We start from the raw sequence: 24,201 nt of genomic DNA, 5'->3' as shown, positions 1-24,201 counted from the left end.
AAAGCAAAGCCCAGCTTAGCAGTAACCAAAAGACATTAGTTTTTGATATCGCTGATCTAATAACGCTTCTTTATCCTGCGCTTGTAATTCAGATAATTGAGCTTTAATAGTTTGTTTCATATTATGTGCCATCAATGAAAAATCACGATGCGCGCCACCTAACGGCTCTTCAATAATATTATCAACTAAATTTAATTCTTTTAAGCGTGGTGCAATAATGCCCATCGCTTCAGCGGCTTGTTCAGCTTTTGTTGCGCTTTTCCATAAAATAGATGCACAACCTTCTGGTGAAATAACAGAATAAGTACTGTATTGCAGCATATTCACTTTATCACCCACACCAATAGCTAATGCGCCGCCAGAACCACCTTCACCAATTACAGTACAAATAACTGGCACGGTTAATCTCGCCATCACTTTTAAGTTTTTAGCAATCGCTTCGCTTTGACCACGTTCTTCTGCACCCACGCCAGGATAAGCACCCGGCGTATCAATAAAGGTGATAATTGGCATTTTAAATCGTTCAGCCATTTCCATTAAACGTAGCGCTTTGCGATACCCTTCTGGACGAGGCATACCAAAATTTCGTTTTATTTTTTCAGCAGTGTCACGACCTTTTTGATGACCAATCACCACAACTGGAATATCGTCTAAACGTGCTGTACCACAAATTAACGCTGGATCATCAGCGTAAGCTCTGTCACCGGCATGTTCATCAAATTCAGTAAATACACGGTCGATATAATCTTGGGTATAAGGACGCTGAGGATGACGCGCTAGTTGCGCGATTTGCCATGCACCTAAGTTTGAGAAGATTTTTTCAGATAAATCTTTGCTCTTTTGTCTGAGTTTATTAATCTCTTCTTCAATATCAATATTTAAGTCACCACCGGTTTTGGTGACATTTTTTAACTCTTCAATTTTTGCTTCAAGATCAGCAATCGGCTGCTCGAATTCAAGAAAACTTAAGCTCATGGATGTATTTCTACCCTATTTAAGTTCAACTGTATCGCCGAACACTTCCATTCAACGACGTTTAAATATAAATTAACATCAATCAAGTCAAAATGACTTATTTAAAAAACTAACGAAACCTGCGTTTCACCAACTATTTGGCGTAGATCATACAGCAAACTATCTGCCGGTGTCACATACCATTGTACACCAACTTTAATTTCCGCTTTTGCATTATCGCGTAAATAGTTAAAAATAACAGGGGTAACGCCCTCTTTATAGGGGGTTAGCTTTTCTGTTAATTGTTCAATCGCATTCGCTGGCAAATTATTTTGCACTAAATTAACCGAGACTGATTTTACGTGTTTTTCACGCAATTGCACAATATCTTGCATACGTTTGGCTGTCATCCCTAAGCCGCCCGAAAAATCGTCATGCTCAACCGGACCCGCCACAACCACTATTTTATCTTTTACCAGCAGCTCTTCATATTCATCATACATATCTGGGAAAAATCGAATATCAATACGTGCACTTTTATCATCTAGCGTAATAATGCCCCAGCGGCGGCCTTTTTTATTGACCATAATCTTAACCCCGATAATTAAACCGGCAGTTGCCACTTCTTCATCTCGTCTGGTCGGTGATAACTCACTTATTCTGGCACTTGCGTAATTTTTTAATTCTTTACGGTAACGATTAATGGGATGGCCCGTTAAATATAACCCGAGCGTTTCTTTTTCACCATCCAGCCAAACTTCTTCGGGCCACATAGGCACTTTTGCAAAAGCTTGCTCAACTTCTTCAGGCTCTGTGGTTAATAAACCAAATAAATCGGTTTGACCGGCCATTTCATCTTTTGCATGTTGATCAGCAGCGCGCATCGCATCGCTTAATGTTGCCATAATCGCGGCGCGATGTGGGCCTTTAACATCTTTTGGCCCTAATGCATCCATAGCCCCTGCGTAAATTAGTTTTTCTAATACGCGGCGATTTACCCGTTTTAAATCTACTCTGGCGCAAAAGTCGAATAAATCTTTAAATGCGCCACCTTTGCTACGCGCTTCAATAATAGCTTCAATTGGGCCTTCACCCACACCTTTTACTGCGCCTATACCGTACACGACATCTCCGTGTTCATTTACGGTAAATTTGTACAACCCTTGGTTCACATCAGGTGGAATAATTTTAAGCTTCATTCGCTCAATTTCATCCACTAACGTAACCACTTTGTCAGTATTATCCATATCTGCTGATAATACTGCAGCCATAAACTCAGATGGATAATGCGTTTTCATCCATAAGGTTTGATAAGACACTAAAGCATAAGCTGCTGAGTGAGATTTGTTAAAACCATAACCCGCAAATTTTTCAACCAAATCAAAAATCTTCATTGCAAGATCGGGATCAATTTGGTTATTAGCCGCCCCTTCAGCAAAGGTACTGCGCTGTTTTGCCATTTCTTCAGGCTTTTTCTTACCCATAGCACGGCGCAATAAATCCGCGCCGCCAAGTGAATAACCCGCCATCACCTGCGCAATTTGCATAACCTGCTCTTGGTATAAAATAATACCGTAGGTTGGGTCTAAAATTTCTTTTAAACATTCATGCTGGTATTGAGCATCTGGGTAAGAGATTTCTTCACGCCCGCGTTTACGGTCAATAAAGTTATCAACCATGCCTGATTGCAATGGGCCTGGCCTAAATAAAGCCACCAATGCAATCATATCTTCAAAACAATCGGGTTGCAGACGTTTAATTAAGTCTTTCATTCCGCGTGATTCAAGCTGGAATACCGCGGTCGTTTCAAAGTTTTTTAAAGTAACAAAACTCTTTTTATCATCAATCGGAATAGCGGTAATGTCGATATCCGGCTTGCCTTCTTTTTGCAAGCGAACATTTGCCATATCAATAGCCCACTGCATTATCGTCAGTGTGCGCAAGCCTAAGAAGTCAAATTTAACTAAACCTGCTTCTTCAACATCGTTTTTATCAAACTGAGTGACTGGCTGTTTACCTTCTGAATCACAATAAAGCGGTGCAAAATCGGTAATAGTAGTTGGAGAAATAACCACACCACCGGCGTGTTTGCCGGCATTTCGGGTAGTGCCTTCTAATATCCGAGCCATATCAACGAGCGAACGAACTTCTTCATCTGCTTCATATAATTCGGGTAATCTGGATTCAACGTCAAAGGCTTTAGCTAATGTCATACCGGGATCACCCGGGATTAATTTTGAAATACGATCAACAAAACCAAACGGATGGCCTAACACCCGACCCACGTCTCTAACAACCGCCTTAGCTGCCATCGTACCAAAGGTAATAATTTGTGACACCGCATCACGGCCATACATTTGCGCGACATGATCTATTACTTCATCGCGCCTATCCATGCAAAAGTCGACGTCAAAATCGGGCATGGATACCCGTTCAGGGTTAAGAAATCGTTCGAAGAGTAAATCAAATTCTAATGGATCTAAATCTGTGATTTTAAGCGCATAAGCGACTAATGAACCAGCACCTGAACCACGGCCTGGGCCGACTGGAATATTGTTGTCTTTACTCCATTGGATGAATTCCATAACGATTAAGAAATAACCGGGAAAACCCATTTGGTTAATACATTCTAACTCAATTTTAAGTCTATCATCGTATTCTGGTCTTTTTTCAAGTCGCTCTTGAGCATCTGGAAATAAAAATTCGAGCCTTTCTTCTAAACCTTCTTGCGATACTTTAACTAAAAAATCTTCCGTCGACATGCCACCTGTTGGAAAACTAGGTAAAAAATATTCACCTAAACGTATGGTCACATTACAACGTTTGGCAATTTCAACTGAGTTTGCCAGTGCTTCTGGAATATCAGAAAATAGCTCACACATCTCTTGTTCAGAACGCATATATTGCTGCTCTGAGTACCGCTTAGGTCTGCGTTTATCTTCGAGCGTATAACCATCATGGATGGCACAGCGGATTTCATGCGCGGCAAAATCTTCGGCTTTTAAAAAACAGACTTCATTGGTTGCAACAACTGGTAAATCGTGCTGCTGCGCCCACTCTACCGCCATATGTAAATAGCTTTCTTCGTTCTCACGACCAGTTCTAAGTAACTCGATATAATAATGATCAGCAAAATAAGTTTGATAAAATTGGGTAATTTTATCCGCCATATTTTGATTGCCTTTAATCAACGCAATCCCTAAATCACCTTCGCGCCCACCCGATAATAAAATAAGCCCTTCGGCGTGTTCAATTAACCAATTTTTATCAATAACGGGTTTATCTTGAATTGAACCTCTCAAGTAGGCTTTTGAAATGAGTAAGGTTAAATTTTTATAGCCCTGATTATCTTTAGCTAGTACCACTAAACGAAAAAGCTCATCACCTAGTTCGTCACTTTTAACCCAAAAATCAGCTCCTACAATCGGTTTTATTCCTGCACCATTTGCCGCACCATAAAAACGCACTAAGCCACATAAGTTACCTTGATCCGTTACCGCAACCGCCGGCATTTTTAGCTCAGCAATATTGGACACTATGGGTTTGACTTTATTTAAGCCATCCACCATAGAAAAATCTGAGTGAACACGTAAATGAATAAATTTAGGATCGATCATAGGTTATGATTCTCATCAAGTAATCGTTTAACGGGTTTAAAACTTTTACGATAAGCACTAATTACGCCGTGCTGTGCTAATGAGGCCAAGTGTTGAGCAGTTGGATAACCTTTGTGTTTATCAAAACCATAAACCGGATATTGCTCTGCTAATGCATACATTTCTCTATCTCGATATTCTTTGGCTAAGATAGAGGCCGCACTAATGGCTGGAATTAAGTCATCACCTTTGATGATAGCTTGTGCCGGAATAGCAATATCTGGGGTTTTATTACCATCTACCAAAGCTAAATCAGGAATAATCGATAAACTTTCTACGGCGCGCTTCATCGCTAAAAAGCTAGCTTGTAAAATGTTAATTTGGTCAATCTCTGCTGGGGTGGCAACAGCAACAGCCCAAGCTAAGCTTTTTTCTTTTATTTCAATTTCAAATGCTGCACGCTTTTTTGCACTCAGCTTTTTTGAATCACGCAGGCCGACAATAGGGTTGGCAGGGTCAAGAATAACAGCAGAAGCCACCACGCAGCCAACTAATGGGCCTCGTCCGACTTCATCTACACCTGCTATTTTTTGTAAATGTTGTTCTTTTTCAAAGTCAAAATCAATTTGCATGTAATAATTCGTCTATCGCTTGGGCTGCTTGCTCGCCTGCATTTTGTTTGAGTTGTTGATGAATATCAACAAATGATTGAAGCATTTCATCACTATGGCGCATTACATTCTCAAGTGCAGCTAATAAAGTTTCAGCTGTTAGTTCATCTTGCAGTAATTCGGGAATAACGGCTTTATTTGCCACTAAATTGGGCAATGAAAAATATTTTATTTTTACCATCCGCTTAAAAATAAAGTAAGACAATGGTTTAAATTTGTAACAAGCCACCATAGGTTTTTTAATTAACGCGGCTTCTAGCGTAGCCGTGCCTGAAGCTATCATAATCGCTTTGCTGGCTGCCATCACATCGCGCGACTGATTGTCAAAATACTGAATGTCTACTTGCGGTGCAAATTCAGAAAAAGCGCTTTGTAGCTCGGCTTTACGTTTTTCATTAACACAAGCGCTAATGAATTTAAGTTTGGGATATTTTTGCTGTAAAATCTGGCAAGCTTGACTAAACACTGGTGATAATAATTCAACTTCACTTTTCCGGCTGCCAGGCAGTACGGCAATATACTCGTATTCAGGTGATAAACCCAATGCGTTTTGAGCAGCTAGTACATCTGTTTGCATGGGAATTTGGTCAGCTAGTGTGTGCCCAACAAATCGACATGGGACCTGATATTTATCATAGAAAGCTTTTTCAAAGGGCAATAAAGCCAATACCAAATTGGTTGCGGCTTTTACTTTAAATACACGTTTTTGTCGCCAAGCCCAAATTGAAGGACTCACATAATGCACAGTTTTAATATTATTTTGCTTTAAGTATTTCTCTAAACTTAAATTAAAATCAGGCGCATCGACCCCTATCATTAAATCTGGTGGGTTTTTAAGCCAATGTTGCTTGAGCTGCTTTCGGATCGATAACAATCTGGGCAAGCGGCCTAACACTTCAACTAGTCCCATTACGGCCAGTTCTTCCATGTCAAATAAGGTTTTACAACCTTGGGCCTGCATTAATGGGCCTGCTACACCTTCAAAACTAACTTGATAACCGGCTTGGTTTAGCCTTTGAGTGAGGGTTTGGATTAAATTGGCTGCTAAAATGTCGCCGGATTTTTCTCCGGCGACAATGGCTATCTTCAACTTTTGTTGAGACATAATTAACGAATAATACCGCGTTCAGATGCTTTAATAAAATCAACCAAGAGTTTAACCGCAGGCTCATTTTCAGCAACTTGCTCTAATTGCGCGGTCGCATCGGCCAAGGTTAAGCCATTTCGGTAAATGGTTTTATAGGCACGTCTGAGTTCTAAAATAGCTGATTTACTAAATCCGCGACGTTTCAAACCTTCGAAATTCATGCCGTGAGGCACTGCATTTTGACCCGCCACCATTAAATAAGGCAGCACGTCTTTTACCACCACAGAGCCAACACCACAAAATGAATAGCTACCTACTTTACAAAACTGATGAATACCAGTAAACCCGCCTAAGATGGCATGGTCGCCTACATGAACATGACCCGCTAAGGTTGCATTATTAGCAAGAATATTATCATTGCCTACCATGCAGTCGTGCGCGACATGTACATAAGCCATGAATAAATTGTCGTCACCAATTTGGGTTAAGCTGTTATCTTGAACCGTGCCTCTATGTATTGTGACTGATTCACGAAATACATTGTTATTGCCAATCACTAACCGAGTGGGTTCACCTGCATATTTTTTATCTTGGCAATCTTCACCAATGGATGCAAACTGAAAAATCCGATTATGTTCGCCAATCACAGTTGGGCCTTTAATCACAACATGTGAGCCGATCACACATCCGTCGCCGATGACTACATCGGCGCCTATCCAAGTCCATGGTCCAATTTCAACATTTTTACCAATTTTTGCTGAAGGATCGATTATTGCACTTGGGTGAATCATATTACATTACTCTTCTAGCACAGGTGATTTCAGCTGAGCAAACGATTTGATTGTCAACTTCTGCTCGGCAATCAAATTTCCAGATACCTTTACGTTCTTTTAAAAATTTAGCATGTAAATGTAATTGATCGCCCGGGGTGACTGGTTTTTTAAAGCGAACATTATCAACACCCGCTAATAAATATAATTCTTCTTGATCAGCTGATTGTGTTTCAACCGATTGCATCGACTTAAACCCTAAAACGCCAGTTGCCTGAGCCATGGCTTCAACAATTAAAACGCCCGGAAAAATAGGTTTTTCAGGAAAATGACCCGTAAAAATAGGCTCGTTAACTGAAATATTTTTATAACCGTGTAAGTAATCTAAAGGTTTGTAATCAATCACTCGGTCAATTAACAGAAATGGATATCTGTGTGGTAATAAAGTGAAAATTTCCTGAATGTCGATTGGGCTAAGTTCATTGCTCAAAATGATGTTTCCTGTTTAATCATTGTTCTTGTGGCCGCATTATACATAGCAGTGCACTATGATGCGACGTTTAAAATTATTGCTGTAAATTTTTAAGTTCGGCTTCTAACTGTTTGACTTTATCATACAAGATATCAATTTTACGTAATCTTGCTGTATTTTTTCGCCAGTCTTTATTAGCTACAGCTGGAATACCAGACGAGTAAACACCCGCGTTTTTAAATGACGTGGTTACCATGCTAGTACCCGTAAAATGAACGTCATCACCTATTTCAATATGACCATTCACCGCAACGCAACCTGCAAAGGTGCACCGCTCACCCACTTTGGTGCTACCAGCTATTTTAGTCCCTGCAGCTAAAGCCGTATTTTCGCCAAGTGAAACATTGTGTGCAATATGCACTAGGTTATCAATTTTAACGCCAGCTTTAATGACTGTATTATGAATAGCGCCTCTGTCGATGGCCGTATTAGCACCAATTTCAACTTCATCTTCAATAATGACAGTACCAACTTGTGGTATTTTGATCCAGCGTCCCTGATCAGGCGCATAACCAAAACCATCGGAACCAACTACAGCACCCGAATGAATAATACAGTTTTTGCCTAACACCACATCATGATAAATCACAGAGTTAGGATATAATTTAGACCCTTGTCCAATCACAACATTTTCGCCAATAAAACAATTGGCTCCTATTTGACAATGTTCAGCAATTTGAGCGCCTTTAGAAACTACTGCAAAAGCGGCAATATTGGCGGAGCTCGCCACTTTTGCACTAGCGTCAATATGGGCTTGTTGGCTGATACTATTAGCAACGGCTGGCGTTGAATCAAGTAATTGAGCCACCAATGCATAGGTTAAATAAGGATTATCGGATAAGAGTTGATTACCTTTAAAATTTTCGGCGTCAGCAGGTTTTAATATTACCACACCGGCTTGAGTTGTTTTTAAGGTGTCGACGTAACGACTATTTGTTAAAAAAGTAACTTGCGAAGCGGTAGCATCATCAATGCTACCGACAGTTTCAACAATATGGTCGCCATCTCCTACCAATTCAGCCCCAACTCTTGAGGCCAGTTCAGAGAGCTTAATTGCGGTCATTATTATTTAAGCTTGCTGACAGCTTCAATGACTTTTTGTGATAAATTATCAGATTCATCACCTAAATAAACAACCGCTGTATTTTGTAAAATAATATCGTACTTTTCAGCTTTACCGATTTTATCAACTGATTGTTTAATCATACCTAATAAACGGTTTTGTTCTTCAGCTTTACGACGGCGAAGTTCAGTTTCTAGCGGCTTAGCTTTTTCTTGGTATTCAGCACCTAAAGCACGTAATTTGTCTTCGAGTTCTTTTCTGTCTTTGTCACCCATGGTGGTGTCTTCGCGCTGCTGCTTATCCATGTAATATTTAATGTCTGTTTGCAAGCGCTGAACCGCTTCGATTCTATCTTTGAATTCAGCATTAATAGTAGATTCAATCGCAGCTGCTTGTGGTAACTGTTGGAATACAGCCTGAACGTCAATTACCCCAATTTTTTCTGCTTGAGCTTGAAGTGAAAATGCCCCAGTTGCCAATGCTAATAAAAGTGCAGCGGCCTTTTTATAAGTTCTCATGTTAGTACTCCTAATGTTAAAAAGTTTGGCCTATATTAAAGCTGAAAAATTTTGTATCGTCATCATCAAATCGTTTTAATGGTTTTGAGAAACTAAAAACAATCGGCCCCATTGGTGATATCCATTGAACAGACATACCTGCAGACGCACGATAACGTGTTGGATCAGAATAGTCATCTAATTTATCTAGCTGACTGGCAGATAAATTACTATAACGATCAAAATCAAATTCTGTATCCCAAACATTACCTATATCCATAAATATACTTGGACGAACTGAACTAGATGTTTCTTCGGTAAATGGAATTGGGAATATCAGCTCTAAAGTTGCCAATGCTTGTGCGTTACCACCATTTGAGATGGCAGCATTACCGTTACGGGTATATTTAGTAATTTGATCAAACTCAGGACCTAATAAAATACTACCATTTTCGCCAGTTTGGTCAGGAATACCCGTTGCAGTTTGTGATTGACGATAAAATAATTTAGGCCCCACTACGTTGTTTTCAAAACCACGCATCGTTGATTGACCACCCGCTCGGAATAACTCCCAGATAGGCAATATATGATCATTGCCACCCGTTGAACCATAACCATTTGCATAGCCCAATGAAGCTTTTGTCATAAAGACCCAACGCTGATCGCGCGATAGCGGGAAGTAATGTCTGTCTTCTGCGGTAAATTTAAAAAACTGTGAATCAGAACCTGGTGCTGCGATTTTTAGACCTACATTTTGGCTTGAACCTGCACTTGGGAATAAGCCACGGTTAAGCGTTGAACGCATCCAGTTGACACTGAGTTCATAATTATCAAAAACCAACTGATTTAATTTATCACCCGGATCGGCATAAACGGTATAAAAGTCTCGCATTTGCTCAGACGGCTGAGAAATATTAGACATTTCATTATGTAAATACCCAATTCCGTAACTTAAACGACTGGTTTCATCAAGCGGATACCCTAATGTCAAACGTGAAGAAATACGGCTTAATTCATAATCTTCTGAGTTGGAAAAACTGTTACCGTAATTTATTTCGCTATAACCAACAGAGCCACCTAAACTCACACCATCTACAGTAAAGTAAGGGTCAGTGAAACTTAAACTCACTTGCTTTTGGTAGCTATAAGTATTCACGCTAATACCAACGCTATTACCTGTCCCTAAGAAGTTTTGCTGCTGCACGCCAAGCTGTAAACTCAAACCCGTTAAGTCACCATAACCCACACCAGCGGTAAATGAACCGGAAGGCCGTTCGGTGACGTTAAATTTAACGTCAACTTGGTCTGGTTCATTTGGCAATTGAATGGTTTCAAATTCCACGTTTTCGACATAAGGAAGTCGAGCAATACGTGCTTTTGAACCTTCTAATAAGCGGTTAGATAACCAACTACCTTCAAATTGACGTAATTCACGACGCAGTACTTCATCATCGGTCACTGAGTTGCCTGAAAAATCAATTCGACGAACGTTTATTCGGTTACCTGGGGTAACCGACATAGTCAATGAAACTTCTTTATTTTCATCGTCAATTTCAGGGATAGTCTTAACTTCAGGATAAGCGTAACCAAATGCACCTAAATAATTAGTAATGGTCTCTTCACTGTAAGTAACAGCAGCTGCATTATAATAATTGCCTTCACGCAGTGGAACTAACGCTTTAATTGCTCTGTCGAGTCCAACCAAATCACCGATAAAATTAACATCTTTCAGTTTATATTTTTCACCCTCTTTCACGTTTAAGGTGACATAAACCTGCTCTTTTGACGGTGTTAAAGAAACCTGAGTCGAGTCTACTGAAAAACGAACATAACCTTGGTCTTTATAAAAGCTTTCCAATTTTTCGATATCACCGGTAAAAGTTTGTTTTTGATATCGATCATTTGCTAAAAATTGCCACCAAGGTAAATCATATTTTGATTCAAATAAGCTTAATAATTTTTCGTCTGAATACAGCTCATTGCCCACGATATTAATTTGCTTAACTTTAGCGGCATCGCCTTCCACAAATTCAAACGTAAGTTTAACTCGGTTACGCGGTAAATGACTGATTTTTGCGGTAACAGATGCATTGTATTTGCCAATACTTTGATAAAAGTCTTCTAGCCCCTTTTCAAGTTGAGTTAAAGTGGTTTTATCTAAAGGCTCACCAATGCGTATATTTTGATCATCTAAGTTAGTTTGCAGCTGTTCTTCTTTAACATCTTTATTACCGTCAAACTCAATTTCAGAAATAGTCGGACGCTCTGATACTTTTATAATCAAAGTTTGACCATCTTGGTAAGCTTCAATATTATCGAAATGACCCGATGAATAAAGCGCTTTAATTGTTTGAGTTAAACGAAAATCATTTAACTTATCTCCCACTTGCACAGGGATATAAGTTAAGGATGCCCCTAAAGCAACTCGCTGTAACCCATTAACTTGAATATCTTCGATTGTAAATTCTTCAATTGCAGATGCTTGACCTGAAAAACCTAATGCAATTGCCGACGCTAATATTGATTTTTTAATTGTCATTCGAAACTCAAACTTCTTTATCTTACCAACGAGATAAATCGTTAACTATGGCAATGCTCATCAAACTAAAAATGATGATTACCCCAATTCTAAATCCTACTTCTTGTACCTTTTCTGGCACTGCTCGGCCGGTTACAAACTCTATAAGGTAATAAACTAAATGGCCACCATCAAGTACTGGCAGAGGTAAAAGGTTAATAATACCCAAATTTACACTAATTAAGGCCAAAAAGCTCAAAAAGTAAACAACACCTAAGCCTGCCGACTGCCCCGCTCCTTGCGCAATTGAAATAGGTCCACTTAATGACTTGTAAGAAACATCTCCGGTGATGAGTTTTCCAATCATTGAAAAACTCAATTCAATCAAACGCCAGGTTCTCACTGCTGCTTGATGTAATCCATCGAAAATGCCATAACTTAATTCAAATCTCTGTGCTTGTGGCCAACTTGCCATGGTTGGAGCTATCCCCAAATAACCATAGCTTTGTGAGCCTTGTTGTCTGACGCCCAACTGAGGTGAAAGTTCCAACTCACTGCCATCTCTTTCAACCACAAGGCTTAAATTCTGATTTGGATGCTGTCTAATCCAAGTTGACATCTTCTGCCAATCAAATGGCTGACCAGCAAAGCTGACTATGGTATCACCTTGCTTTAAATTTGCGAGTGCTGCGGGCGAGTTTTCTGAAACTTGCGCTATAGTTGGCAACACTTGAGGTTGATACGGCATAATACCTAATGCCTGAATTAGGTTACCTTGCGTTGGATCAACTTGCCAATCAGACAAATTAATCGTTTTCTCAACTTGGTAGCTTTGCCCTTGCGGTTGCACCGCTAATTGTAAATTTTGTTCACCTAGCGCGTCCATTAACTCAATATTAACTTGCTGCCAAGTATGCGTTCGGTGTTGATTAACCGAAATAATTTCATCGCCTGAGCTTATCTCACTTTGCGAAACGGGAGACTCAGTCAATACGGTCCCAATGACAGGCTTAACTTCAGGCACACCAATTAACAACATACCCCATAGTGCGATCACCGCAAAAACTAAATTAAATAATGGACCGGCAGCTACTACTGCAATACGTTGGGTGACAGGTTTATGATCAAATGCATTCGCTTTGTTATCTTCAGTTACTTCATCTAAGCGACTATCTAACATACGTACATAGCCCCCTAATGGAATCGCAGCAATAGTGAATTCTGTATTATTTTTATTGCGCCATGAATATAAGCTTTTGCCAAACCCGATTGAAAATTTCAGAACCTTTACGTTACACCAGCGCGCCACGATATAATGCCCATATTCATGAATGGTGACCAAAATACCAATCGCAGCGATAAAAGATACCAAATTCCATAATAAACTCACGTGCTAACTCCTTGCAAAGCCAGTGCTCTTGCTTCTTCATCGATCGCAAAAATGCTACTTAAATCACTTGCTTTACTCGGCTGTAATTTTTCCATAACCGATTGATTATATTTAGCAATATCCGTAAATTTAATTTTTTCATTCAAAAAAGCATCAACATGTATTTCATTTGCCGCATTTAAAACTGTGGTCATTTCTTGACCTTCACAAAATGCTTGCTGAGCCAGTTTTAAATTAGGAAAACGTTCAAAGTCAGGTGCTTGAAAATTAAATTGCCCTGCTTTGATAAAATCAAAATGTGCGCTGCCAGACTCAATACGACTAGGAAAGCCTAAACAATGTGCAATCGGTGTTTTCATATCTGGTGCGCCTAATTGCGCCATAATTGAGCCATCTATATATCGCACCATTGAATGAATAACAGACTGAGGATGAATTAAAATTTCAATAAAATCTGGCGCAACATCAAATAACCAACAGGCTTCAATTAATTCCAAACCTTTGTTCATCATAGTAGCGGAATCAACTGAGATTTTTTGCCCCATCGACCAATTCGGGTGCTTACAAGCTTGAGCTGGCGTTTTATGTTCTAAATCAGTTAACGGGGTATTTAAAAATGGTCCACCGGATCCGGTTAAAATAATGGAGTGTACACCAAAGTCGGTAATATTTTGATTTAGATAATCTTTTTGATAGTCCGCAGATAAACTTTGAAATATTGCATTATGTTCACTATCAACTGGTAGTAAACGCGCACCGCTTTGTTTAACTTGATCAATAAAAATACGCCCTGACATAACCAGCGCTTCTTTATTAGCTAACAAAATAGTTTTACCAGCTTGAGCCGCTGCTAACGTAGAAGCTAATCCAGCACCACCGACAATGGCTGCGACAACAATATCAAGCTCACTAACACTCACCAATTGATTTAATTCGTTTGAGCCCACTAAAACATGGGTTGCACAATTAGCAAGCGTTAACATTTGTGCTAGCTCAGCAGCTGCTTCAGATTGAATTAAAACAACATAAGCGGGGCGAAATTCAAGGCACTGCTTAAAAATGATATCCACTTTTGAATAAGCTGCTAATGCAAAAACTGAAAACTCATCAGGATTTTGCCTAACAACTTCTAATGTACTCTGGCCGATTGAGCCAGTTGAGCCAAGAACTGCTATTTTTTTCATTTATATCAAATAAAAGTAAAGGCAGGCAAATACAGGTAAAGCTGCGGTTAAACTATCAATTCGATCGAGCACACCACCGTGCCCCGGCAAGATAGTACCACTATCTTTTACACCAGCTTGACGTTTTAACATGCTTTCTAATAAATCACCCAACACAGAGCTAAACACAACAGCCAACGATACCAACACCACTTGCAAACCATTATGACCAACAAAAAGTGAAGTTTGCAGCGCCAGAAAAATAAGTGTGGTACTGGCGATCAAACCACCCAAAAAGCCTTCAATTGTTTTACCTGGGCTCACATTAGGCATTAATTTATTTTTACCATAGGCTTTACCGGCAAAATAAGCGCCAATATCAGCAGCCCAAACTAACGCAAAAACGTACAATAAAAGCCATGCACCTCGTTCAGCATCAATTTCATACTGATTAGCTCGTATAATATTAATCGCTAACCAAGCTGGTAATAAAGTAAATAACCCAAACAAGCCCTTCATCCATCTTAATCCGCGCCAATAACGCGATGATTTAGGATAAGTGATCACCAAAATCAGTGCTAAGCCCCACCAAGCAAGTGACAACCACAACGCGGTTTTAACCTGTTCCTGATATAAGTTAACTTGCCCATTCGCAATTAGCCCAGAAAGGTGAGCAAAGCCAAACATAGATCCTATCAATGCTGCCATTAGTAGCACGCGTCTGCGTTTATTGCAAAAACCAATAAATGGTCCCCATTCCCACGCACCAATAGACATAATAATAGCGGTGAAAATAGCAAAAGGTATTAATGGCAATTCAAAAATAGCAACCAACGCAAGCGGTAATAAAATAAGCGCGGTTAAAATTCGCTTTCTCAGTGTGCTGGTTTTAGAAATTTTATTGTTTTTGAGCGTTTTCAATCTGATCCCCTGTCAGCCCAAACCGCCGCTGGCGATTAACAAAGCACAATACGGCTTGTGCAAAGCTGTCTTCTTTAAAGTTAGGCCATAACTCATTGGTAAAATAAAACTCAGCGTAAGCGGCTTGCCATAACAAAAAATTACTAATCCGTTGATCGCCGCCAGTTCTTATAATTAAATCTAGTGGGGCAAATTGTGACAAACTAAGATTTTTTTCAATCTCAGCTTCTGTGATTTCTGTGTTAGGAGTCTGCTCAAGTACCTTGTTTACTGACTGAATAATATCCCATTTACCACCATAATTAGCGGCAACAGCTAATACCAACCCATCATTCTGTTCAGTGAGCTTTTCAGCTTCGTTAATTTTTTTTTGTAAACGGGCGCTAAACCGACTGGTGTCGCCTATAACTTGTAAACGAACATTGTTTTTATTAAGACGTTTAACCTCTTGGCTTAATACCAACATAAAAAGCTCCATTAATACAGAAACTTCCTGCGCTGGTCTTTTCCAGTTTTCACTACTAAAAGCAAATAAGGTTAATACTTGAAGGCCATGCTGCTGAGCAAATCTAACCGCAGCACGCACTGATTCGACCCCAGCTTTATGTCCAAATGTGCGGGGCTTATGTTGCTGCTTAGCCCACCGACCATTTCCGTCCATAATAATGCCAACATGGCGCGGTAATACATCAGGGCTAATATTTTTGAGTTTATCTAAAGCAGTTGTAGTCATGTAGATGTATTTTTTATCAAGCGCCTAAACCATACAGGCAGGCGCTATTTTTATAATTAGATATCTAAAAGTTCTTTTTCTTTAGTCGCAAGTACTACATCTACTTGTTTAATAAAGTCGTCAGTTGTTTTTTGAATGACGTCTTCTGATTTCTTTGCTTCATCTTCGCTGACTTCTTTCTCTTTTAATAAAGATTTAACGTCCGAATTAGCATCACGGCGAATATTACGAATTGCAATTCGGCCATTTTCAGCTTCAGCACGTACCACTTTAATTAAATCTTTACGACGTTCTTCTGTTAATGGTGGTAACGGAATACGTATAGTCGTGCCAGCAGACATAGGGTTTAAGCCCAAATCTGAAGTTAAAATTGCTTTTTCAACGGCTTGAATCACACTCTTATCAAATACCATTAACGCTAATGTTCTTGAATCTTCAACCGTTACATTCGCAAGCTGATTTAATGGTGTTTCAGCCCCGTAATAAGGTACGCTAATGCTATCTAATAAACTTGGGTGAGCACGACCGGTACGAATTTTAGCCAATTGATTTTTCAAAGCGTCAATGCTTTTACTCATACGAACTTGTGCATCTTTTTGAATGTCATTTAACATGGGAATGCTTCCTAACTAAATTAATTATTTGCTTCAAAGTTTTCAGAATGGTCAATTAATGTGCCTTCAACTTCACCCATGATAACACGACGTAAAGCACCTGGCTTATTCATATTGAAAACTCGAATAGGTAAACTGTGATCTCTTGCTAAAGTAAATGCAGCTAAGTCCATCACTTTTAATTCTTTTTCTAATACTTCTTGGTAAGTTAATTGGGTATATAAAGTTGCATCAGGGTTGCTTTCAGGATCGTCTGAATAAACACCATCCACTTTAGTCGCTTTTAACACAGCATCCGCTTCAATTTCAATCCCTCGTAAACAAGCTGCTGAATCAGTTGTGAAAAATGGGTTACCTGTACCTGCTGCAAAAATAACGACTTTACCTGCTTTTAATAAGCTAATGGCTTCGGCCCAATTATAAGTATCGCACACACCGGTTAATTCAATTGCAGACATAAGACGTGCATTCACATAGGCACGATGCAGAGCATCTCTCATCGCTAAACCATTCATTGTGGTTGCTAACATACCCATGTGATCGCCGACTACGCGGTTCATCCCTGCTTTAGCCAAACCTGCGCCACGGAATAAATTACCGCCGCCAATCACTATCCCAACTTGAACACCAAATTCAACCAGCTCTTTTATTTCTTGAGCCATACGGTCTAAAATTTTAGGGTCGATACCAAAGCCTTCATCACCCATTAAGGCTTCACCACTTAACTTTAAAAGTACACGTCGATATTCAGTTTTAGGATTCATAATTATTTCCATTTAGTGATAATATGGCAAAAAGAAGCCGCGGCAAGCGCGGCTCTTTTAATATAATGCTGATTAACCTTTAGCAGCAGCCATTTGGGCTTCTACTTCAGCAGCAAAATCTTCTTCTTTCTTTTCAATACCTTCGCCTACTTCTAAGCGAACAAAGTTTGAAACGCTTACGCCTTTCTCTTTTAAGATATCGCCAACAGAACGCTTAGGTTCCATAATGAAAGCTTGACCTGTTAAAGATACTTCGCCAGTGAATTTCTTCATACGGCCAGTAACCATTTTTTCTGCAATTTCAGCTGGCTTGCCTTCGTTCATTGCAATATCAATTTGAATGGCTTTTTCTTTTTCAACTACTTCAGCTGGTACATCTTCAGGGTTAACGTACTCAGGCTTGCTTGCAGCAACGTGCATTGCTACATGCTTAAGTGTTTCAGCGTCGCCAGAACCAGCAACAACTACACCAATGCGCTCACCGTGAGTGTATTGCGCTAACGCACTACCTTCGATGTACTCAATGCGACGAACATTGATGTTTTCACCAATTTTAGTCACAAGGGCAACACGCGCTTCTTCAAACTGAGCTTGTAGGTCTTCAATGCTGGTTTTAGATGCAATTGCGCCTTCAGCTACATCGTTAGCAAAAGCTAAGAAATTTTTATCTTTTGCAACAAAATCTGTTTGACAGTTAACTTCAACTAATACTGCAAGATCATCTTTTTGTTTAATGATGATAGTGCCTTCAGCTGCGATGTTACCTGCTTTTTTAGCCGCTTTCGCTTGGCCAGATTTACGCATGTTTTCGATTGCTAATTCAATATCGCCATTAGTTTCAACTAAAGCTTTTTTACAATCCATCATGCCAGCGCCAGTGCGCTCTCTTAATTCTTTAACTAGAGCAGCAGTAATTGCCATTTCGATTTCCTCGTTAAATATCTTAGTCACCAAGTTATTAATATTTATGATTTCAATCACTTGGTTATAAACAGGGGCTATCGCCCCTGTTTAATTATACAAATCAGTTGTTACAACAGAATTATTCAGTTTCTACAAAACCGTCTTTTTCTGCTTGAGCTTCCAAGTTGTTCTCACTTCCTTCATTTACTGCATCAGCTGCAGCATTTAAATAAAGTTGAATCGCACGGATAGCATCATCATTGCCTGGAATAACAAAATCAACACCGTCAGGATTAGAGTTAGTATCAACTACAGAAATTACAGGGATTCCTAAGTTGTTAGCTTCTTTAATTGCGATGTGCTCGTGATCCGCATCAATAACGAAAAGCGCGTCAGGTAAGCCGCCCATGTTTTTGATACCGCCAAGGCTGAGTTCTAACTTGTCCATTTCACGAGTTAGCATTAAAGCTTCTTTTTTAGTCACTTTCTCAAAAGTACCATCTTGGCTTTGAGTTTCAAGATCTTTAAGACGCTTAATTGACTGACGTACTGTTTTCCAGTTAGTCAACATACCACCTAACCAACGGTGGTTTACGTAGAACTGGTCACATTTTAATGCAGATTCTTTCACTGCACCACCAGCTGCACGTTTAGTACCAACGAATAAGATTTTACCTTTACGAGACGCAACTTTAGACAACTCAGTTAATGCTTGGTTGAATAAAGGAACTGTTTTTTCAAGGTTGATGATATGAATTTTGTTTCGCGCACCAAAAATGTAAGGTTTCATCTTTGGTTCCCAGTAACGGGTTTGGTGACCGAAGTGAACACCGGCTTTAAGCATGTCGCGCATTGAAACGTTTGGCATAATATTCCTCATTTAATTTGGGGTTGAGCCTCCACATACCCGCTGCATCCGACCGACTAAAAAGCAGGCACCCCGGACAACGTTGCAGTATGTGTGTGTGGTTAATTAAAATTGTTTTGACAATTCATTTGCGAATTGTCGGCGCGCTTTATACCATAGACAGCCTAAAACAACAATTTTTATATAGCTCATAGCTATAAAAAACCCGATTGAGGCACAAAATTGACTGCAAAAATTAAAACCCCGCAAGAAATAGAAAAAATGCGCGTTGCCGGTAAAATGGCAGCAGATGTTCTTGAGATGATTGGGCCTTTTGTAAAAAAAGGGATTACCACACTCGAATTAGATCGCATTTGTCATGAATATATCACACAAGAGTTAAAAGCATACCCAGCGCCGCTTAACTACCATGGTTTTCCTAAATCCGTTTGTACCTCTGTAAATCATGTAGTTTGTCATGGCATTCCAGCAGAAAAAACACTGAAAGATGGTGATATTATCAATATCGATGTCACTGTAAGATATGATGAAAACTCACCTGATGATAAACATATTAACGGCTATCATGGTGATACCAGCAAAATGTTTTTAGTGGGGCCTTCAAGCTTAAAAACGCGTTTAGCAGAACGTTTAATGCAAAATACCCAAGAATGCTTGTACATTGGTATCGATATGGTTAAACCTGGTATACATTTAGGTGATATTGGCCACGCGATTCAAAAACATGCTGAAAAAGAAGGCTTTTCGATTGTACGTGAATATTGCGGCCATGGTATTGGCCAAGAGTTTCACGAAGAGCCACAAGTTTTGCATTATGGCAAACCTGGCACCGGACCGGTCTTAGAAGCTGGTATGTGTTTAACCATTGAACCTATGGTAAACGTGGGTAAACGACAAACAAAATTGTTAAAAGATGACTGGACTGTGATTACAAAAGATCGTAGCCTGAGCGCGCAATGGGAACACACCTTGCTAGTAACAGAAACAGGCTGTGAAATTTTGACATTACGATCAGAAGAAACCGTTCCTCGTATTCGATAGCACACACTATCACCCAGTTATTGAGCGAAATTTAGATAAAAATAAAACAACAGCAAAGTGAGCATAGTGAGCAGTCATCAACATTACATAGATAAAGTTCAAGCATTTGAATCTTTAGACAATATACTAGCCTTACGGGAACAGGTAGATGCCTACCACGAATGGTTAACTAACAACTTTACGCATCAGCCCATTGCAAAGTTAGTGTTGGGCAGAGCCGTTTTTGTAGATAATCTCATTCAGCGAATTTGGCGTATACTAGAGTTAGATACCACTCCTGAGCTCTGTTTATGCGCTGTTGGTGGTTATGGCCGAGGCCATTTGAACTTACACTCAGATATTGATTTATTAATTTTATCTAAAACGCCCATTGATAAAGACATTCAACAAAAAGTGAGTTTGTTTGTCACCGCGCTGTGGGATTTAGGGTTAGATATTGGGCAAAGCGTACGTACGCTAAAAGAAACTATCCAACTAGCTCAAGAAGACATAACTATTGCTACTAACCTATTAGAATCTCGAATTTTAATAGGTGATAAAAAAGTATTTGAGCAGCTCACTAGCAAAATTACCCACAAAAAGTTTTGGCCGAGTATAAAATTTTACAAAGCAAAAGTAGAAGAACAGCAAGCCAGGCATAGAAAATTCCACGATACCAGCTACAACCTTGAGCCTAATATCAAAGAAAACCCAGGATGTTTGCGAGATATTCAAAATATCGGCTGGATTGCTAAAAAACACTATAAAGTATTTGATGGCGATCAATTGGTTCAAAAAAACTTTATGACAGCTGAAGAGCTCAGAGAATTGCAAGATTGTCGTGAGTTTTTATGGCATATGCGTTTTGCTCTACATATGGTAGCTGGGCGCAGTGAGAACCGCTTATTGTTTGAGCATCAGCCTGAAGTCGCTAATTTACTAGGCTATGGCGAAAACAAAACAGCAGTCGAAACCATGATGAAGCGCTTTTTTGTTATTGTCCGCCGAGTAGGCGAACTCAACCAAGTGCTATTACAATATTTTGCTGACGAATTTGTTATTCGTTTTCGCCCTTGGAAGCGTAAAAAATTAACAGAAGATTTTGAAATCACTAACGGCTTGCTACTAGCACGCCACGAAGAAGTATTTGAAATGCCTGCGGGTGTCCTGCAAATGTTTTTAACCATTGCCGAAGCAAAAGGCATAACAGGTTTACATTCAAGCACTCTACGTTTACTGAGAAATGCGCGCCGACGTTATGAAACGCTTGAATTGTGTCAGCTAGAAAGCTGTCGCCACCTTTTTATGAAATTGCTTAAACACCCTAACTTTTTTGGCTTAAGCTGGCAGTTAATGCATAAACATGGGGTGATGGCCATTTATTCACATGACTGGGCGCACATCGTTGGTTTAATGCAATTTGATTTATTCCACAGTTACACTGTAGATGAACACACCAACCGCCTCATTCGAAATATATTTAGATATACTCAGCCAGAATTTAAAGACGATTTTCCACGCTGTAGTGCGATATGTAATAACTACCCCAAACTTGAATTGCTTTATATTGCAGCTATTTACCATGATATTTGTAAAGGTAAAGGTGGCGATCATTCAGAGCTTGGCAGTGAAGCCGTAAAAGATTTTTGTCAACTGCATGGCATATCAAAAAGCAATACCCAATTAGTGGCGTGGTTGGTTGAAAATCATCTGTTAATGTCTGTGGTTGCACAGCGAAAAGATATTAACGACCCGCAAGTTATTTACGAATTTTGTGAGCGAACTTACGATGAAACTCACCTTAATTTATTATACGCCTTAACACTGGCCGACATTCGGGCAACCAACTCAACTTTATTAAATGATTGGAAAGCCTCGTTACTTAAGCAGCTGTATACCAGCACTTTAAATGCGTTTCGAAGCGGTCTTGAAAAACCTGAAACCACCGAAGTACAAGAACAAGAAAAACGCGAAGATGCCCTTGAAGAGCTTACACATACTAAAGTATCAAGCGCTCAGGCGAAACGCTTATGGCAAACATTTCCTAACGAATATTTTTTACGATATTCAGCCAAACAAATCAGTTGGCATACACAAACTATATTAAAAACCGCAACCGATAAGCTTGTTATCGCGATTAATAATCAAGTACATCCGGGCGGCACTGCGGTTTTTGTATTTCATAAAGATCAAGATTACTTGTTCTCAAGTATTTGCTCTTCACTCGATAGAAAAAACTTTAATATTCATGATGCCATCATTATGAATACCAACGATGGCTATGCACTAGATACCTTCATCGTATTGGAAGAAGAAGGCAATCAAGCAACTAAAAAACGCTTTAAAGATATTCAAGATGCGGTTAAAGAAGCGGTCAAAAATCAATCAGAGCCAAGTGTCCCTAATCGTATCCCCAGAATAATCAAGCCCTTCCAAATTCAAACAAATATCACTTGGGTTGAACATAAAAACGACAAACGAAGCCGAATGGAGATAGAAGCACTTGATACCCCTGGTTTACTGGTTAAAATTGGCAGGGTGTTTTTTAATAACAATATTACTATCCATGCTGCAAAAGTTGCGACCATTGGTGAACGCGCGGAAGACTTTTTTGTATTGACCAATAAAAGTGGTGAGCCGTTAACGGATGAAGAAAAATCAACCGTTTCAAGTGAGCTTAGAGCAGCCTTAAAAATTAATCCTTCAAAATAAGAGATAACTTATGTCTGATATTAAAACTATCATTGAAAGCGCGTTTGAAAATCGTGCTGATATTACTCCAGCAACTGTTACTAGCGAAGTAAAAAGCGCAGTTGAAGAAGCAATCGAATTAATCGATAGCGGTAAAGCACGCGTTGCTGAAAAAATTTCTGGTGAGTGGGTTGTTCACCAATGGTTGAAAAAAGCAGTATTGCTTTCGTTCCGTATCCGTGACAACGCGCCTATTGCTGGCGGCGAAACACAATACTACGACAAAGTAGATATGAAATATGCAAACTATACTGCTGAGCAATTTAAAGCTGATAGCGTACGTGTTGTACCACCCGCTGCAGTTCGTAAAGGTTCATTCATTGCTAAAAATACGGTATTAATGCCGTCTTACGTTAACATTGGCGCATTTGTTGATGAAGGCTCAATGGTTGATACTTGGGCAACCGTTGGTTCATGTGCTCAAATTGGTAAAAATGTTCACTTATCTGGTGGCGTTGGTATTGGTGGTGTTTTAGAACCATTACAAGCTAATCCAACTATTATTGAAGACAACTGTTTTATCGGCGCTCGTTCAGAAATTGTTGAAGGGGTCGTGGTTGAAGAAGGCTCAGTTATTTCAATGGGTGTTTACATTGGCCAAAGCACTAAAATATTCGACCGTGAAACTGGCGAAGTACATTATGGCCGAGTACCAGCAGGTTCAGTAGTGGTATCTGGTTCATTACCATCAAAATGCGGTACTTACAGCTTATATGCAGCTGTAATTGTTAAAAAAGTAGACGAAAAAACCCGCTCTAAAGTCGGTATTAACGAGTTATTACGTAGTATCGATTAATTAACATCGACTAATATAATGCGTTAAATATGATTTAAAAACGACGATGAGCATATTCAATCTCATCGTCGTTTTTTTATACCGTTTTTGCGTCATTGAGTAAAAAGCGTTAAGCCTCCATATACATATTTATGCCTACTTGATTGCTTTTTTACCCTGTTGCTTTAATTCAAAATCAAATTCATCTGCAAACAATAACAAGCTTTGTTCATCTTGCTTTGGAAATACGACCACAGCTAAATCATCATCTAACATACCAGGTGTCCAATCTTTAAGCCATTTATCAAGCTTTATCGGTGTCGCTATACAGGCTTGCCATTCATCTACCGCCCAGCTTTTAGCAAACAGCTCGTTAGGCCAAATAGGAATGCCATCTTCATCTTCCACGGTCAGCATCATACAGCCCGCTTCGTCGGTTAATATCCATATCTCATCGTTTTTAATAATTTCTTTGAGGGTATATTTTAGTCTCTGTTCTAAATTAAATTTTTCAATTTCAGCAATGCGTTGTGGCGTAAGTGAAGCAGGCATAAATTTGTCTCTTAAGTAGAAATTTATCGATAAGATAACAGTTATTAATCGTGTTTTCT

Annotated in this window: 21 protein-coding genes; 3 read left to right on the top strand and 18 right to left on the bottom strand. The window is 39.4% G+C overall.

Annotation, left to right across the window (positions count from 1 at the left end; all coding sequences use genetic code 11):
• Positions 1–15 precede the first annotated feature (15 nt).
• The 17 genes from accA to rpsB form a co-directional block, all read right to left on the bottom strand.
• Complete coding sequence (accA, locus tag OLW01_RS16615; RefSeq protein WP_268077120.1) at positions 16–975, bottom strand: acetyl-CoA carboxylase carboxyl transferase subunit alpha; 960 nt, start codon at positions 973–975, stop codon at positions 16–18.
• A gap of 101 nt (positions 976–1,076) precedes the next feature.
• A complete protein-coding gene (gene dnaE, locus OLW01_RS16610; RefSeq protein ID WP_268077118.1) occupies positions 1,077–4,571 on the bottom strand; it encodes a DNA polymerase III subunit alpha in 3,495 nt (1,164 codons plus the stop codon).
• Positions 4,568–5,182, bottom strand: a complete 615-nt coding sequence (rnhB, locus tag OLW01_RS16605) for a ribonuclease HII (protein WP_268077117.1) — start codon at positions 5,180–5,182, stop codon at positions 4,568–4,570. Before rnhB ends, dnaE begins: the two co-directional genes overlap by 4 nt.
• A complete protein-coding gene (gene lpxB, locus OLW01_RS16600) occupies positions 5,172–6,326 on the bottom strand; it encodes a lipid-A-disaccharide synthase (protein ID WP_268077115.1) in 1,155 nt (384 codons plus the stop codon). Before lpxB ends, rnhB begins: the two co-directional genes overlap by 11 nt.
• A 2-nt stretch (positions 6,327–6,328) precedes the next feature.
• On the bottom strand, positions 6,329–7,099 hold the full coding sequence (gene lpxA, locus OLW01_RS16595; RefSeq protein ID WP_268077113.1) for an acyl-ACP--UDP-N-acetylglucosamine O-acyltransferase: 771 nt from the start codon (positions 7,097–7,099) through the stop codon (positions 6,329–6,331).
• 1 nt (position 7,100) lies between these two features.
• Positions 7,101–7,568 (bottom strand): 3-hydroxyacyl-ACP dehydratase FabZ, encoded by a 468-nt coding sequence (gene fabZ, locus OLW01_RS16590; protein ID WP_268077111.1) that lies wholly within the window; start codon positions 7,566–7,568, stop codon positions 7,101–7,103.
• A gap of 76 nt (positions 7,569–7,644) precedes the next feature.
• Positions 7,645–8,673, bottom strand: coding sequence for a UDP-3-O-(3-hydroxymyristoyl)glucosamine N-acyltransferase (gene lpxD, locus OLW01_RS16585; RefSeq protein WP_268077109.1), 1,029 nt, complete (start codon positions 8,671–8,673; stop codon positions 7,645–7,647).
• A 2-nt stretch (positions 8,674–8,675) separates the two neighbouring features.
• Entirely contained in the window at positions 8,676–9,191 is a 516-nt protein-coding gene (locus OLW01_RS16580; protein WP_268077107.1) for an OmpH/Skp family outer membrane protein, read from the bottom strand.
• 16 nt (positions 9,192–9,207) lie between these two features.
• The gene (gene bamA / locus OLW01_RS16575) at positions 9,208–11,709 is read right to left on the bottom strand and encodes an outer membrane protein assembly factor BamA (RefSeq protein ID WP_268077105.1); all 2,502 of its coding nucleotides are present in this window, start codon (positions 11,707–11,709) and stop codon (positions 9,208–9,210) included.
• A 22-nt stretch (positions 11,710–11,731) separates the two neighbouring features.
• Positions 11,732–13,078 (bottom strand): sigma E protease regulator RseP, encoded by a 1,347-nt coding sequence (gene rseP, locus OLW01_RS16570; protein WP_268077103.1) that lies wholly within the window; start codon positions 13,076–13,078, stop codon positions 11,732–11,734.
• Positions 13,075–14,262, bottom strand: coding sequence for a 1-deoxy-D-xylulose-5-phosphate reductoisomerase (ispC, locus tag OLW01_RS16565; protein ID WP_268077101.1), 1,188 nt, complete (start codon positions 14,260–14,262; stop codon positions 13,075–13,077). The genes rseP and ispC overlap by 4 nt, the downstream gene beginning before the upstream one ends.
• Positions 14,263–15,162: a phosphatidate cytidylyltransferase gene (locus OLW01_RS16560; RefSeq protein ID WP_268077099.1), complete on the bottom strand. Its 900-nt coding sequence runs from the start codon at positions 15,160–15,162 to the stop codon at positions 14,263–14,265.
• Positions 15,140–15,895, bottom strand: coding sequence for a polyprenyl diphosphate synthase (uppS, locus tag OLW01_RS16555; protein ID WP_268077097.1), 756 nt, complete (start codon positions 15,893–15,895; stop codon positions 15,140–15,142). The genes OLW01_RS16560 and uppS overlap by 23 nt, the downstream gene beginning before the upstream one ends.
• A gap of 56 nt (positions 15,896–15,951) precedes the next feature.
• On the bottom strand, positions 15,952–16,509 hold the full coding sequence (gene frr, locus OLW01_RS16550) for a ribosome recycling factor (protein ID WP_268077096.1): 558 nt from the start codon (positions 16,507–16,509) through the stop codon (positions 15,952–15,954).
• 20 nt (positions 16,510–16,529) lie between these two features.
• The gene (gene pyrH, locus OLW01_RS16545; RefSeq protein ID WP_428980212.1) at positions 16,530–17,273 is read right to left on the bottom strand and encodes a UMP kinase; all 744 of its coding nucleotides are present in this window, start codon (positions 17,271–17,273) and stop codon (positions 16,530–16,532) included.
• A 72-nt stretch (positions 17,274–17,345) separates the two neighbouring features.
• Positions 17,346–18,194 (bottom strand): translation elongation factor Ts, encoded by an 849-nt coding sequence (tsf, locus tag OLW01_RS16540; RefSeq protein WP_268077094.1) that lies wholly within the window; start codon positions 18,192–18,194, stop codon positions 17,346–17,348.
• A gap of 121 nt (positions 18,195–18,315) precedes the next feature.
• Complete coding sequence (gene rpsB / locus OLW01_RS16535; RefSeq protein ID WP_268077092.1) at positions 18,316–19,044, bottom strand: 30S ribosomal protein S2; 729 nt, start codon at positions 19,042–19,044, stop codon at positions 18,316–18,318.
• 222 nt (positions 19,045–19,266) lie between these two features.
• On the opposite strand from rpsB, the gene map reads away from it, so the two are divergent.
• The 3 genes from map (at position 19,267) to dapD (ending at position 23,611) form a co-directional block, all read left to right on the top strand.
• Positions 19,267–20,085, top strand: a complete 819-nt coding sequence (map, locus tag OLW01_RS16530) for a type I methionyl aminopeptidase (protein ID WP_268077090.1) — start codon at positions 19,267–19,269, stop codon at positions 20,083–20,085.
• A 66-nt stretch (positions 20,086–20,151) separates the two neighbouring features.
• Positions 20,152–22,776 (top strand): [protein-PII] uridylyltransferase, encoded by a 2,625-nt coding sequence (gene glnD, locus OLW01_RS16525; RefSeq protein WP_268077088.1) that lies wholly within the window; start codon positions 20,152–20,154, stop codon positions 22,774–22,776.
• Between the two features lie 10 nt (positions 22,777–22,786).
• Positions 22,787–23,611, top strand: coding sequence for a 2,3,4,5-tetrahydropyridine-2,6-dicarboxylate N-succinyltransferase (gene dapD / locus OLW01_RS16520; RefSeq protein ID WP_268077086.1), 825 nt, complete (start codon positions 22,787–22,789; stop codon positions 23,609–23,611).
• Between the two features lie 135 nt (positions 23,612–23,746).
• Here dapD and OLW01_RS16515 read toward each other — a convergent pair whose 3' ends face one another.
• Entirely contained in the window at positions 23,747–24,142 is a 396-nt protein-coding gene (locus OLW01_RS16515; protein ID WP_268077085.1) for a DUF2750 domain-containing protein, read from the bottom strand.
• Positions 24,143–24,201: the final 59 nt, after the last annotated feature.

The sequence above is a fragment of the Catenovulum adriaticum genome (assembly GCF_026725475.1).
Taxonomy (GTDB): domain Bacteria; phylum Pseudomonadota; class Gammaproteobacteria; order Enterobacterales; family Alteromonadaceae; genus Catenovulum; species Catenovulum adriaticum.
The sequence above is the reverse complement of the archived record's forward strand: the minus strand, read 5'-3'. Positions and strand labels throughout refer to the sequence as shown.

Excerpts from the sequence above, each read along its gene's own strand:
- accA (WP_268077120.1), bottom strand. The coding sequence starts at position 975 with ATGAGCTTAAGTTTTCTTGAATTCGAGCAGCCGATTGCTGATCTTGAA.
- dnaE (WP_268077118.1), bottom strand. The coding sequence starts at position 4,571 with ATGATCGATCCTAAATTTATTCATTTACGTGTTCACTCAGATTTTTCT.
- rnhB (WP_268077117.1), bottom strand. The coding sequence starts at position 5,182 with ATGCAAATTGATTTTGACTTTGAAAAAGAACAACATTTACAAAAAATA.
- lpxB (WP_268077115.1), bottom strand. The coding sequence starts at position 6,326 with ATGTCTCAACAAAAGTTGAAGATAGCCATTGTCGCCGGAGAAAAATCC.
- lpxA (WP_268077113.1), bottom strand. The coding sequence starts at position 7,099 with ATGATTCACCCAAGTGCAATAATCGATCCTTCAGCAAAAATTGGTAAA.
- lpxD (WP_268077109.1), bottom strand. The coding sequence starts at position 8,673 with ATGACCGCAATTAAGCTCTCTGAACTGGCCTCAAGAGTTGGGGCTGAA.
- OLW01_RS16580 (WP_268077107.1), bottom strand. The coding sequence starts at position 9,191 with ATGAGAACTTATAAAAAGGCCGCTGCACTTTTATTAGCATTGGCAACT.
- bamA (WP_268077105.1), bottom strand. The coding sequence starts at position 11,709 with ATGACAATTAAAAAATCAATATTAGCGTCGGCAATTGCATTAGGTTTT.
- ispC (WP_268077101.1), bottom strand. The coding sequence starts at position 14,262 with ATGAAAAAAATAGCAGTTCTTGGCTCAACTGGCTCAATCGGCCAGAGT.
- uppS (WP_268077097.1), bottom strand. The coding sequence starts at position 15,895 with ATGACTACAACTGCTTTAGATAAACTCAAAAATATTAGCCCTGATGTA.
- frr (WP_268077096.1), bottom strand. The coding sequence starts at position 16,509 with ATGTTAAATGACATTCAAAAAGATGCACAAGTTCGTATGAGTAAAAGC.
- pyrH (WP_428980212.1), bottom strand. The coding sequence starts at position 17,273 with ATGAATCCTAAAACTGAATATCGACGTGTACTTTTAAAGTTAAGTGGT.
- tsf (WP_268077094.1), bottom strand. The coding sequence starts at position 18,194 with ATGGCAATTACTGCTGCTCTAGTTAAAGAATTAAGAGAGCGCACTGGC.
- rpsB (WP_268077092.1), bottom strand. The coding sequence starts at position 19,044 with ATGCCAAACGTTTCAATGCGCGACATGCTTAAAGCCGGTGTTCACTTC.
- dapD (WP_268077086.1), top strand. The coding sequence starts at position 22,787 with ATGTCTGATATTAAAACTATCATTGAAAGCGCGTTTGAAAATCGTGCT.
- OLW01_RS16515 (WP_268077085.1), bottom strand. The coding sequence starts at position 24,142 with ATGCCTGCTTCACTTACGCCACAACGCATTGCTGAAATTGAAAAATTT.